The organism is Leptotrichia sp. oral taxon 223 (genome assembly GCF_013394795.1).
Lineage (GTDB): Bacteria > Fusobacteriota > Fusobacteriia > Fusobacteriales > Leptotrichiaceae > Leptotrichia.
On record NZ_JABXYU010000001.1, the window covers coordinates 840,257 to 853,951 of the forward strand.

10 protein-coding genes and 1 other RNA gene are annotated in these 13,695 nt (G+C 30.9%); 2 read left to right on the plus strand and 9 right to left on the minus strand.

Features of this window, described 5'->3' with window-relative positions:
* Nucleotides 1-154: 154 nt before the first annotated feature.
* From rnpB to HW275_RS03970, 6 genes are all read right to left on the minus strand, one after another.
* Nucleotides 155-502: RNase P RNA component class A (rnpB, locus tag HW275_RS03945), an RNA gene on the minus strand.
* Nucleotides 503-543: 41 nt separating this feature from the next.
* Entirely contained in the window at nucleotides 544-1,470 is a 927-nt protein-coding gene (locus tag HW275_RS03950; RefSeq protein ID WP_178935318.1) for a transketolase family protein, read from the minus strand.
* 248 nt (nucleotides 1,471-1,718) lie between these two features.
* The gene (locus HW275_RS03955) at nucleotides 1,719-2,537 is read right to left on the minus strand and encodes a transketolase (protein WP_178935319.1); all 819 of its coding nucleotides are present in this window, start codon (nucleotides 2,535-2,537) and stop codon (nucleotides 1,719-1,721) included.
* 45 nt (nucleotides 2,538-2,582) lie between these two features.
* Nucleotides 2,583-3,911, minus strand: a complete 1,329-nt coding sequence (locus tag HW275_RS03960; RefSeq protein ID WP_178935321.1) for an MFS transporter — start codon at nucleotides 3,909-3,911, stop codon at nucleotides 2,583-2,585.
* A 97-nt stretch (nucleotides 3,912-4,008) separates the two neighbouring features.
* Nucleotides 4,009-4,962, minus strand: coding sequence for an alpha/beta hydrolase (locus tag HW275_RS03965; RefSeq protein ID WP_178935323.1), 954 nt, complete (start codon nucleotides 4,960-4,962; stop codon nucleotides 4,009-4,011).
* Between the two features lie 187 nt (nucleotides 4,963-5,149).
* The gene (locus HW275_RS03970) at nucleotides 5,150-6,679 is read right to left on the minus strand and encodes a nucleotidyltransferase family protein (protein WP_255460009.1); all 1,530 of its coding nucleotides are present in this window, start codon (nucleotides 6,677-6,679) and stop codon (nucleotides 5,150-5,152) included.
* Between the two features lie 176 nt (nucleotides 6,680-6,855).
* Here HW275_RS03970 and HW275_RS03975 point away from each other — a divergent pair, with 176 nt between their 5' ends.
* Both HW275_RS03975 and HW275_RS03980 read left to right on the plus strand, forming a co-directional pair.
* On the plus strand, nucleotides 6,856-7,563 hold the full coding sequence (locus HW275_RS03975) for a type 1 glutamine amidotransferase (protein ID WP_178935326.1): 708 nt from the start codon (nucleotides 6,856-6,858) through the stop codon (nucleotides 7,561-7,563).
* Between the two features lie 122 nt (nucleotides 7,564-7,685).
* The gene (locus HW275_RS03980; protein WP_178935329.1) at nucleotides 7,686-8,339 is read left to right on the plus strand and encodes a 2'-5' RNA ligase family protein; all 654 of its coding nucleotides are present in this window, start codon (nucleotides 7,686-7,688) and stop codon (nucleotides 8,337-8,339) included.
* A 52-nt stretch (nucleotides 8,340-8,391) separates the two neighbouring features.
* On the opposite strand, the gene pflA is transcribed toward HW275_RS03980, so the two are convergent.
* The 3 genes from pflA to HW275_RS03995 all read right to left on the minus strand — a co-directional run bounded on the left by pflA (nucleotide 8,392) and on the right by HW275_RS03995 (nucleotide 13,406).
* Nucleotides 8,392-9,120, minus strand: coding sequence for a pyruvate formate-lyase-activating protein (gene pflA, locus HW275_RS03985; protein WP_178936400.1), 729 nt, complete (start codon nucleotides 9,118-9,120; stop codon nucleotides 8,392-8,394).
* A gap of 259 nt (nucleotides 9,121-9,379) precedes the next feature.
* The gene (gene pflB / locus HW275_RS03990) at nucleotides 9,380-11,611 is read right to left on the minus strand and encodes a formate C-acetyltransferase (RefSeq protein ID WP_178935331.1); all 2,232 of its coding nucleotides are present in this window, start codon (nucleotides 11,609-11,611) and stop codon (nucleotides 9,380-9,382) included.
* Between the two features lie 358 nt (nucleotides 11,612-11,969).
* A complete protein-coding gene (locus HW275_RS03995) occupies nucleotides 11,970-13,406 on the minus strand; it encodes a hypothetical protein (RefSeq protein WP_178935333.1) in 1,437 nt (478 codons plus the stop codon).
* Between the last annotated feature and the right edge of the window lie 289 nt (nucleotides 13,407-13,695).

The window sequence follows — 13,695 nt, forward strand, 5'->3', positions numbered from 1 at the left end:
TGAATTAAACAACTATTTTATTTGACTTTTATAGTCTAATTAAATTTAAATTGTTCGAGCAATTGCTAAAAAACTGCCAATCAAAATTTTATTAAAATAAAAATATAATTTTCAAGCCAGAAATAAAAAAGAAAAACCCAGAAAATTTCTGAGTTTCACAGGCTTTGGTATAAGCCGGATTCTGTATTCGTTAATCATTTATCTAAATCAATAATTACTTACAGATTTTAGCGAGCTACCAATCAAGCCAAGACGGGCCGCCTCTTAACAGCTTTCTGCTTGCTCTTGCTTTGGGAGGGGTTTACCTAGCTAATTTAATTCCTTAAATTACTGGTAGTCCCTTACACTACCTTTTCACCCTTACCTGAAAGGACAGGCGGTTTATTTTCTGTGGCACTTTCCTTAAGATTTCTCCCAGCAGCTGTTAGCTGCCTCCCTTGCCCTGCAAAGTCCAGACTTTCCTCTTAAAAATAAATTTTCAAGCGACTAACTCCAAAACCTGAATTTATAGTAACATTTTTTCTCTATTTTTGTCAATTTAATTTATATATTTTTCAAAACTATTTCTACAATATCCTTCGCTCTAAGCCCATAATTCGTAAGCATAGTTTCTCCATCTGCACTTTGTCCAAAAATATCCTGTATTCCGTGTTTTATCACTTTTGTAGGGTGAACTTCTGACAAGTATTCTGAAACTGCGCTTCCAAGCCCTCCAATTACAGAATGTTCTTCACTTGTTACAATAAATTTACATTCTTTCGCAGCTTTTAGGACTATTTCCGTATCTAGCGGCTTTATCGTAGAAACATTAACCACTCTTGCTTTCACTCCTTTTTCTTCCAGTAATTTCGCCGCCTCAAGAGCTTCTGAAACCATAAGTCCTGTCGCTAAAATTGCCACATCGTTTCCTTCTGTCAAAGTTGCGGCTTTCCCTATTTCAAATTTATAGTTTTCATCAAATAATACTGGTATATTCAGTCTTCCCAATCTTACGTAAACAGGCCCCTTGTATTCAGCTGCTGCAAAAATCATTTTTTCTGTTTCAACCGCATCTGCTGGCGATAGCACCACCATTCCTGGAATTGCACGCATTAAAGCCATATCCTCAACTGACTGATGCGAACCTCCATCCTCTCCTAGCGAAACTCCTGCGTGAGTCGGACAAATCTTAACATTTAATTGCGGATATGCCACCGAGTTTCTAATCTGATCAAATGCACGTCCTGCCCCAAAATGTGCAAAAGTTGAGGCAAACGGTATTTTCCCAGTCGTTGCAATACCTGCCGCCGTTCCAATCATATCAGCTTCTGCAATCCCGACATTTATATGTCTTTCTGGAAACTCTTTTTTAAAATATGCAGTCATTGTTGATTTTGACAAGTCCGCTTCCAGCACTACCACATCTTTATTTACTTTTCCCAATTTAACTAACGCTTCTCCATAAGCCACTCTAGTTGATTTTTTTCCCATTCTCATATTCTCCTATTTTTTATTTCATTATTTTTAAAAACTTTCTAATACTATTCTCTAATTAAAGTAACAATTTAATAGACTTATTCAGCAACCCTTAAAGTATTCCTTAGTTAAATTTTATCACTAAGCATTCGTATAAAGGATTCTTTCATTACAAATTATTTTAATTAATAAATATTTTTTCTTTCAACGAAATTTTTCTTAATATTCGGTTTAATCAAATTAATTAATACTATTATTTTATTTTAACTCAATTCTTCCATTGCCTTCTTGTATTCTTCATCATTTGGAGCAGCTCCGTGGAATCCAGCATTATTTTCCATAAATGAAACACCTTTTCCTTTTACAGTATTTACAACAATAACTGTTGGCTGTCCTTTCACAGTTCTTGCTGTGTCAAGAGCATTTATGATTTCTTCATAATTGTGTCCGTCAATCTCAATTACATTCCATTTGAAAGCCTTGAACTTTTCCCCAACTGGAGCGACATCCATTACATCCGAAACTTTTCCGTCAATCTGCAAGTTGTTATAGTCAACTATCGCAACTAAATTGTCAAGCTTGTAATGTGCAGCTGTCATAGCCGCTTCCCAAACTTGCCCTTCCTGCAATTCTCCATCTCCTAAGATTGTATAAACTCTGTAATCGTTATTGTAAATTTTTGCGCTCAAAGCCATTCCATTTGCTGCTGAAAGTCCTTGCCCAAGTGAACCTGTTGACATTTCAACTCCAGCCAGCTTTTTCATATCAGGATGCCCCTGAAGCGGAGAGTGCCATTTTCTAAGTGTCGGAATAAGATTCTTCCCTTCATCTCCTAAAAATCCTTTTTCAATCAAAGCCGCATACAGTGCAGGAGCAGCATGCCCTTTACTAAGAACTAATCTATCTCTATTTTCCATTTTTGGATTTTTTGGGTCAATGTTCATTTCCTTCCAGTAAAGCACAGCCAGAATATCAGCAATCGAAAGTGAACCTCCTGGATGTCCTGATTTTGCCCTGTAAATCATTTCAATAATGTCTTTTCTCAATGTTTTCGCCTTTTTTTGCAAATCTTCAATTTTCATAAAAACCTCCATTTTTTATTTATAAATATTAATAATTAGCTAAAATTAATCCTCTTTTTTCAAATTATAGAAGAACAGCGAAACGCCAAACAGCACTAACGCCACGACAAGTGTCACTTTAACTCCAATTTCAGTTGCACCTTTCACGCCATTCTGAACATTCTGATTTCCCACAACAAGTAAAGTTGACTGTACAACTTGCTGCACTAGAAATGCCAATTTTAAAAACATTCCCTGTATTCCAAACATAAAGCCTTCTAAACTTACTTTTTTGGTTTCTGACAGTTTTGCAGAAATTTCACTAAGCATTGCCTGTGGGAAAATAAACGCTGCACCGCTTAATCCTGTTCCACAAATCACAAAAAGCAAATATGCAAAAATTGAATTATTTTTATTAATAAACAATAGACCAAAAGTACCAATTATTAAAAGCAGCATATCCACAATCAATATTTTCTTATAAGAATATTTTTTCCCAAACTTGTTTGTAATCGGAAAAAACAGCCCCGCCATTCCAAACAGCACGACTGATATTACAGTCAGATATTTAATATCCTTCTGCATTACAGCGCTCAAATAATATGTCAAATCTCCACGAAGTATGTTAAATCCGCAAAAGAAAAAGAAATATCCTAAAAAATATAAAATAATTTCCTTATCCTTCAAATGTGAAATTGATTTCATAAATCCTAACGATTCAGTCTTAGGACGATTTTGTGTAAGTTTCTTTTCCTTTAGAAAAAATACACATGCATAAATTCCTAAAACTGACAGTATTGTAATCAAAATTACTGTTTTACGTATTCCAACTTCTGTATTCAGCACTCCATTTACTCTTCCCAATTTTGAAATCAGAATCCCTGGAAGAACCATCGCAACCCCAGTAAATATAAGTCTAAAAGTCGACTGCATTGTAGACAGGTTAAGCCTTTCTTCCTTAGTTGAAGCCAAATCTGGAATTAGAGCATTATACGGTGCTGCAACTAAAGTATATGCCGTAAAATACAGTCCTCCAACGACTGATAAATAAATAAGTGTTGCCATCTGCGAACTTTTAATCGGATAAAAATACATAATCGTAAGAAGCCCAAGTGGCAATCCTCCAACTAGCATAAATATTGATCTTTTTCCAAAACGTGATTTCGAATTGTCAGATAAAAATCCTACAACAGGATCTGACACTGCGTCAATAATCCTCGCAAAAATAAATGCTAGAACTAAATACTGCGGCTTTAACAACGGAACTAAATTTTTTTCCGTTTCAGGTGGCAAATAATAATATGACAACCATTGATTATAAATCTGGTCAATCATAAAATATGAAACCCCAAGCCCGTAAATTATGTAACTTTTTTTCGTTAATCTTGAACTCATTAAATCTTCTACCTTTCTGTTTTTTATATTGCTTAAAACAAACCTAAAAGTTATAACTTGTATCTTCAAACTTTATATTTATTCAGTTTTTATCACTTTAATTTGTTAAAAACTCTTTTACTGCCTCAGCATATTCATCTTTACATTCAGGATCAGCATAAATTCTTGTGTGTGAACCTTTTTCAAAAACTTTTAGCTTGATATTTTCATTCTGTGCAAGTTCGTTATACTCTTCCATAAGCATTCCATAAGTTGTAGCCTTATCATTTTTAGACTGAATTATCAATGTAGGTATTCTTTTTAGCAAATACGATAATCTCAGTTTATCAAGATGGCTTCCAACTCTTAAATTAAAAATTCTTACAATAACACTTACAATAAATTTTGGAACACGGCGTTTTCTTGCATCTTCCTTAATTCTCTTTCTTATATTTGAAATTGAGCTGTCCAGTATAAGCTTATCAATGACTATCCCTTTTTTTCGGAGCGTTTTTACATACATTTTAGACGCAATGGCAGATCCTATTCCCCCTTGCGAAAACCCGTACAGCGTAAAATTATTCTTCCCAAACTTTTCATTCAACATTTCCATCGTATGAAAAATATCCTGCCCAAAACAGTATCCCATCTTAGTTCTGGCTATGTCAGACTTCCCAGAATTTCTCAAATCTGGAATAAAAAAACTATACTCCTTGTCAAGCCCAATATCCTTAAACATTCCTAGATATTGTAACGACGACAATCTATTCACACCACGTCCATGCGAGATAATCATAGTTTTTGTAGCTTCCTTGTTTTCAATAAGCCACCCATAAAGCTGTATTTTCCCTGACTTATACTCAACTTCCTTAAAATTATACCCGTAATCATAAGGGTTTGCCTTGTTATCCTCAATATTATATTTTTGTCTTAATTTTTTGCTGTTGTATACTTCCTCAAATGTAATTCTCGGATATTTCTCAATCTGATTAATAAAATACCGTATCGACATATACGCTATCACAAAGAAAAATATCATAAACAGCACATTAATTATTATTAACAATCCCATTCCTATAATCCCTTCCTATTCTTTTTATTTTTTATTTATAAAATTCATTAATATAATATTTTTAAACTTTCATCTTTGTCTTATTTCTGACAAGCTGTATTTACTCTTCGCTGTATAAAAACTGTTGTTATTTACTTTTATAACTTTTCACTTTTCCAATTTCTTATATTTTATTTATTAAAATAATTCAATCCAAACAAACTATGGGATTTAATTTCTCTTTTTTTCCTAAAATTAATTCCTTTATCAAAAATCCATTTTTCTCAACTTTTATTTTTTCTAAAAAGTTTTCTTGAATTTCTGAATTTTTATTATTTTTATCAGAATTTCCAAATTTTTCAATATCCTTCCAATTTACAAAGACATTTTTTTTCTGAAACTCATTTTCCACATTAAAGTTTTCAATTTTATTATTTTCTCGAATTTTTTTCAAATACTCCTGCCCCTTTTTATTAAAGCCTAAAATTCTTACATAATTTATTTCAAAATCCATCATTTTAGCTTTTATATTTAGTAAAATATTCAAAATAATCCGTTCTACACGTCTATTCGATAAATTTCTAGATTTTGTATTTTTCAAAAATTCCAAATAACTTTGTGAAATTATCATTGCTCCACATATTCTAGCATAAATTTCTTCAGTTATATCATATATTTCCATTATTTTTTCTTTTTTTCCCGTTAAAATCTTATATTTCACAATTTTAAAGATTTCTTCCTTTATTTTATCCCCATTAATTCCCTTATTTACCTTCCATTCTAAATTTTTAAAAATAATCTCAAATGATTTTTCTGGTACAAATTTCTGAATTTCTTCTAATTTTCGTATAATTTTTTTTTCAGTATTTTGATTTTTCTCAAAATTATAATTTTTTTCAACAATTTCTTTTGAATTTTCTACTTTTCCATTTTTTAAAAAATTAAATTTCTTTTTGGTAATAGAATTTTTTATTTTACCAATTTTTTTATTTCCTTTAAAGTCAAAATTCCCATCATAATCCGTTTTATTTTTACAAAAATTTTCCTTACTTTCAATAAATAATCTTTTTATTTTTGCAAATTCCTTTTGAGAAAATTCATCCAAAATCTTCTCCAATTCATTTCTCAAAAACGAAGCACTTGCAAATTCTTCTCTATCCTCAGACACTTTTTCTTCATTATATTCTGAAACCTCTCTTTTTATAACATATGGCTTTATTCTAAGATTATTATTCTCTATTTCACGCATATATTCCAGAGCCAGAATATTATTCGACTTCACAATTCCATCTAGATTATATTCCTTTAATGCCAGTCTTTGAGAAGTGCTGTAACTGTTGCCTTTTTTCATATACTCCATAAGATTGTCCTTATAATCCTGTTTTTTCTGCAGTTCAAGCACCTTTTGCAAAATCTCAATATTTTCCTCTTCCGCTCCAAAAACCTGAACATCCATCCCCAGATAATCCAAAATTCGTGTCGCCATTCTTGAAAAAATCTCAGCATTCTGAATCGAATAATAAAGTGGCAGTTCCACAACCAAACCAACTCCACACTCTAAATTAACCTGTGTTTTCTCCCACTTATCCAAAAACGAAATTTCCCCCCGCTGAACAAAATCTCCACTTATCACAACCACAACCAAAACATCTTCACCAAATATCTCCTTAATTTTCCTGATTTGATACAAATGTCCATTGTGAAACGGATTATATTCAGCTACAATTCCTATTTTCAACAATTTTCTCTCCTAAAAATTTTTCTCACATTACAAATATTATACCATATATCAAGATGATTTTTATAAGTTTTTTCAATTTTATTATAAAATTTCTATTTGTACTTCAAAATTTCTCTATTGAAATATCTGACGAAAAATTATATAATAAATCCAAAAATTAAAGGAGAACAACAATGAAAATACACTTCATATTACACGAAACATTTGAAGCACCAGGAGCTTACCTTGCTTGGGCGGCACTTTCTGGACACGATATTTCTACAACAAAAGTATATCAATATGAAAAGTTACCTGAAAATGCAGATTCATTTGATTTTTTAATTGTGATGGGCGGACCGCAGAGTCCTATTGGAGATAATAGCGAATTTCCCTATTTTGATGCAAAAACTGAAATTGAATTAATTAGAAAAGCTATAAAGGCAGATAAATTTGTAGTTGGAGTATGTCTTGGAGCTCAATTGCTGGGAGAGGCATTTGGTGGAAAAACAGAAAAAAGCCCTTTCCGTGAAATAGGAAATTTTCCAATTGAACTGACAAAAGATGGACTAGAAGATGATAACATAAAACATTTTGGAAAACAGGCTATTGTAGGGCATTGGCATAGTGATATGCCAGGATTAACAGATACTGCAAAAGTCTTGGCAACAAGTAAAGGGTGTCCACGACAGATTATAAAATATAGCGAAAAACATTATGGCTTTCAATGTCATCTCGAATTTACAAAAGCTCTAACTGAATTATTAATAGATTCAGATAAAACTCTTGAGCAGGATAGCCAAACTTTACCTTTTGTTCAATCTCCTCAAACAATACGTAGCAATAACTATGATGGAATGAATAGTCTTCTTTACAAATTTTTAGACAAATTTACCAAAAAATAAAATAAACATATTGAAATCAGTCAAATTTGAACTAAAATATTTTTTAAATCTTGTTTTTAAAATATTTTAAGGTATAATTGTAGTAAAAGTAATCTGAAACAAAAAATTTAGGAGGTTTTATTATGAAAAAATTATTTTTTTCAATTTTTTTAATGTTTTGTATCAATGTTTTTTCCAATGTAAATTATAATGTTTTTGTAATTATGGATAACAATGCAACTAAAAATGTGGAAAACATTTCAAAAGGACTTAAAGACGTAGGAATCGAAAGCCTTTATTCCAAAGGATATGCCGTTCATCTGACACTTTATCTTACAGAATACAAGCCTGAAACACTAAAAACAATAAAGAATACTGTCAACAAAATTGCAAATCAGACAAAGCCTTTTGATATAGAATTTTACAGATTAAGAAAAACTGGCGGAAACTGGTTTATGCTTGATGCTCAAAACAATGAAGCTATACAGCAGCTTGCAGATGAAATAACAGTCAGCTTAAACAAATATCGTGCAAAGGACGCAAAAGTTCCCGACTGGGCAAAATCTATTCCTGAAAAAGTAAAATCTTTCAATTTGTACGGCTCTCCAAACGTATTTACAAGTTTTGATCCGCACATAACTTTACTTACTCCAGAAGATTCAGCTAAAATAGACGCATTTACTTCAAAATATGATTTTAAACCCTTCAAATCTAAAGTTATTGGTATCGGAATCGCTCAAGTTGATGATTTAGGACAAGCAAAAAATATAATTTATTCAGTAAAATTTAAAAAATAAAAAATTTAAAAGGGAACTGATTCTAATAAAACTAGAACTAATTCCCTTAATTTTATTTATCCAGCATTTTTAGACCATAAGATCTAAAAATCCCTTCTGCCTTATCAATCAATTCTCGATCTGGAGTTGGCGTATCTTTTAATTTGTATTCCTTTCCAACCTTTTCCCATTTATACTGCCCCATCTGGTGAAATGGCAAAATATCCACTCTTTCCACATTTTTCAACTGCGAAGTAAACTTAGCCCAGTCGCGCAAATCTTGCTCATCATCTGAATATCCAGGAACCAGCACATATCTTAACCAAGTCGGCTTATTAATTTCATTTAAGTATTTTGCAAATTTTAGTGTGTTGTCAAGCTCTACTCCTGTCAATATTTTATATCTTTCAGGATTTATCTGCTTAATGTCAAGAAGCACCATATCTACAAGTTCCAGCACTCTTTTTGCCTTTTCATTAAAGATGTATCCCGATGTATCAAGTGCCGTCTGAATCCCATTTTCACGACAAAGTTTAAATAATTCCATCAAAAATTCAGGCTGCATTAAAGGCTCGCCTCCAGATACAGTAACTCCTCCAGTCTTTATAAATCCCCTTACTTTCAGAATTTCCTTCATAACTTCCTGTGCAGTCATCACCATTTTTTTGTCTTTAATCTCCCACGTGTCAACATTATGGCAATACAGACATCTGAGCGGACATCCCTGTAAAAACAGCACAAATCTAATTCCCGGCCCATCCTTAGTTCCAAATGATTCAAACGAATGTATATATCCTTTCACTTCCATATTAATTTCTCTCTTTCCTTTTTTCAATAACTTAAATTTTATTTTAAATTTATTGATTAATAACCGTTTGCTTATTCAAAAAAATTATTAAACAGATTTACTGTAAACTAAAAATTAGCTGTCAAACAAATAATAGAAAAGAATGCCGCATAACTCATATTTTATGAAACTATGCGACATTTTTCGTATTTTTGGCAAATTATTAAAAATTTACTTTAGATTTTTATAATTAATTTTCTAAATTCTTCAAATATTACATTTTATTTGAAATTGTTCTGTTAATTACATCTAATTGTTGTTCCCTAGTCAATTTAACAAAGTTTACTGCATATCCAGAAACTCTTATTGTCAATTGAGGATAATTTTCAGGATGTTCCATCGCATCTTCCAACAAATCTCTTCCAAATACGTTTACATTCAAGTGATGCCCTGTTTGATTGAAGTATCCATCCATTAATCCAACTAGGTTAGTTTGTTTTTCATTTGCATTTTTACCTAATGTTTCTGGTGTAATTGCAAATGTGTAAGAAATTCCGTCATTTGCATCTTCAAATGGGATTTTAGCTACTGAGGCAAGTGAAGCAACAGCTCCTCTTGTATCTCTTCCATGCATAGGGTTTGCTCCTGGTCCAAATGGTGCTCCAGCTCTTCTTCCATCAGGAGTATTTCCTGTTTTCTTACCGTATACAACATTTGAAGTAATTGTCAATACAGATTGTGTAGGGGTTGCATCTCTGTACATTTTGTGAGTTCTTAATTTGTTCATAAATCTTCTTGTAATGTCTACTGCAAACTGATCTGTCGCATCGTCATTATTTCCGAATGGAACATAGTCTTTTTCATTGATATAATCAACTGCATCACCGTCTTCATCTCTTACAACTTTTACTTTACCATATTTAATAGCTGCAAGTGAATCTGCAATAATTGAAAGTCCAGCAATTCCAAATGCTTCTGTTCTTCTGATGTTGATGTCATGCAATGACATTTCCAATGCTTCATAAGAATATTTGTCGTGCATATAGTGAATGATATTTAGTGCTTTAACATAAGTTGAAGCTAACCAGTCTAATACTTTGTCTAATTTTTCCCAAACTTCATCAAATTCCAAGTATTCACCTTTAATTGGTTCAAATTGACCTTCTGGAGTAACTTGGATTTTTGATTTTTCATCTTTTCCACCATTAATTGCATATAGTAACGCTTTTGGCAAGTTTACTCTTGCTCCGAAGAACTGCATTTGGTGTCCAATTGTCATTGGTGATACACAACATGCGATTCCGTAATCGTTACCAAACTGTGGACGCATAATGTCGTCATTTTCATATTGTACTGATGATGTATCAATTGATACTTTAGCACAGAATTTTTTCCAAGTTTCAGGTAATTTTTCACTCCATAATACTGTTAAGTTTGGTTCAGGCGAAGTTCCCATGTTGTACAATGTGTGTAAAATTCTAAATGAATTTTTTGTAACCATTGATCTTCCATCTGCTCCCATTCCTCCAATTGATTCAGTTACCCAAACTGGATCTCCTGAGAACAATGCATCATATTCAGGTGTTCTTAGGAATCTGATTATTCTTAATTTCATAACGAAGTGGTCCATTATTTCCTGAGCTTCTTTTTCAGTTAAAGTTCCTTCCTGCAAATCTCTTTCCAAGAAAATGTCTAGGAATGTAGAAGTTCTACCAATACTCATTGCAGCTCCGTTTTGATCTTTTGTAGCGGCTAAGTATGCGAAGTACAGCCATTGTACAGCTTCCCTACCATTAGTAGCAGGTCCTGAAATGTCAAATCCATAAGCTTCGGCCATTCTCTTTAATGCTTTTAATGCTTTAATTTGTTCAAAAACTTCTTCTCTAAGTCTAATTACGTCTTCAGTCATTTCAGCTGGATCTAAATTTTTGTATTGTTCTTCTCTATCTGCAATCAATCTGTCCACTCCGTAAAGTGCAACTCTTCTGTAATCTCCAATAATTCTTCCACGTCCGTAAGCGTCTGGAAGTCCTGTAATAATTCCTGTATGTCTGGCTTTTCTTATTTGTTCAGTATAAGCTGAAAAAACTCCGTCATTATGAGTTTTTCTATATTTAGTATAAATTTCTTCAGTTTCTGGATCTAGTTTATACCCATAGGCATTTAAGCTGTTTTTTACCATTCTTAGTCCACCATTTGGGAAAATTGCTCTTTTTAAAGGTGCGTCAGTTTGCAGTCCTACGATCTTTTCCAAATCTTTATTAATGTATCCTGCTCCATAAGCGTCAATTTGAGAAGGTATTTTAGTTTCTGCATCATAAATACCCTTTTCTCTTTCTACTTTAAATTTTTCTGAAAGACTTTTCCACAATTCAGTAGTAGCTTCCGTCGGTCCTTCCAAAAAGCTGTCATCTCCTAAATATTCAGTGTAATTCAATCTGATAAATTCTGTAACATCAATGTTGTCTTTCCAATTTCCTTCTTTAAATCCTCTCCATGCATCCATTATTTAACAACACATCCTTTCAAATTATTTTTTTTAATTTATTTGTTTCATTTTGTAATGATTATAATATTGTTTTCACTGTATAATCATTATACCTCAAAAATTTTACAAAAGCAAACATATTTTAAAAAATTTTTATTTTTTTTTTGATAATAAAAATCTACACAAGTATCGATAAATAGTGAAAAAAATAACTTATGAAACTTAAAGACTTTTATAAGTCTATTTTTATTTTTTATGTTCATAAATTGCAATATTAATTGCGACATTTTACTAAATTTTTTTACTTTTTTGTAAAAAACCAATTCATCTTCCACTTGTAGCAGCAGTAGTCTTCTTGCTAAATTTATTAAAACTTTTATTTTCTGGAAAATATTCTTCTGTCTGTCTTAAATTCCAAATACTGTAACATCATTGCTCTTAAATATATCATCTGTTTTAAGAATTTAACCCGATTTTTTAAAGCCCCCTTTTCTTTCTCAATTTCAAATTGATATATTGGCGTATATGAAAAATTTTTTATTACATTTACAAATTTTGAACTTGAAACTAGTAATATCTGTTCAAAATCATTGCTATTTTTAGAAATTATCTTCTTAAAGTCTGTCAAATGCTCCACTTTTACTATGTTTATAAAATTAAAGATTTTCTTTATCTTATTATAATTTTTCAAAATATCTTTTTCTTCCAGATCTATTAACACTAATGTCGAGATTTCAGGAACTTTGTCCTGTTGGACATATTGCTTCACTATTTGCTTGTTTAGTAAATTTTCATTTTCAAAATTTACTGATGATTCAGCAATGCTATAAATTTTTATTTTATCCTGACTGTTTGCTTTTTCAATATTTCTTATTTCTAAATCCGCATCCGTATCTTTTACATTTTTAGTGCCACTTAATGTTAACCCATTATTAATTTCATTTATTATTTTTTTATAATTTTCACGCTTTTTATGCAGCTTTTTGTAAAATATTGTTACAAATTTAAAATTTACTTCCAGTCTTTCTTTTTTAAAAATTTTTTCTATCATTAAGAAATATTCTTCATTTTCAGTATTTCTTTTAACATTAAATCTACTTTTTATATCGCTGTTTTTTATATTTGAAATTAAATATGTCAACATAGCATATTTTTCATCTAATGAAATTATGTTAGTAAATTCTTCAATATATGAAAAAAGTATCTTTTTTATGTACTTAATATTCTGCATTTCCAAAATTCTGTGCAGCAGTTTAAAATAAAAGTTTTCCTGATATGTTGCTCTTCCCAGATAAATTCTTTCCAGTCTTTTTGATAGTGCTTCCTTTAGGTACTCCTCACCTAATTCTTTTAAATTGTAATTTTTTTCTCTAAACAGTTTTTCAACGCTTTCGCACTTCATATACTCTGAATATTTTATATTAAAATTTTTTAATATCTGTTTCAGATCGTTTTGAATATTTCTTGTATTTTCCTGAGTTCTATTTATTTGCTTATTAAACTGGTAAATGTTCAACTTTTCTTTCCTAAATAGCAAGATAAGCGAAATAAGCTCCCTTCTAAATGACATTTTCATATTTATGCTTCTGTCTTCTACTTTGAATATCTTTTCGTCATACTTTCCAAAATAGTATAAATAATTTTTACTTTTATGAATTATCCCATTATTATTTTCCCGTAAAAAATCATTTACATTTTCAATCGTATAGTCTAATTTTTTAAATCCATATTTCTCTTCCAGATACTTTCTGCTAACAATTTTAAAATTTAAAACCTCTTTTAACAAATCGCTCTCATTAAAATCAATTTCCACTGCCTGTTTCACCCCATAATTATTATCTATGCAGCAATATTCCTGCAAACATTTTCATAATAACAATTATAGGTTTATTTTTTTAGACGAGATTTTTTACTTTCTCATTTTCCCAAAATCTCCCATAAATATTGGCTTTACTCAACTTTATATTAATTAATTTAAAATTAAATTAGATAAAATTATACTTTCCATTATCATCTGATTTCTTCGATTTTATTTATAAAATATTCACTAATGTTTTTCAAATTTTTTTGATTATTTTATGTAAAAAGATTTAAAAAGAATT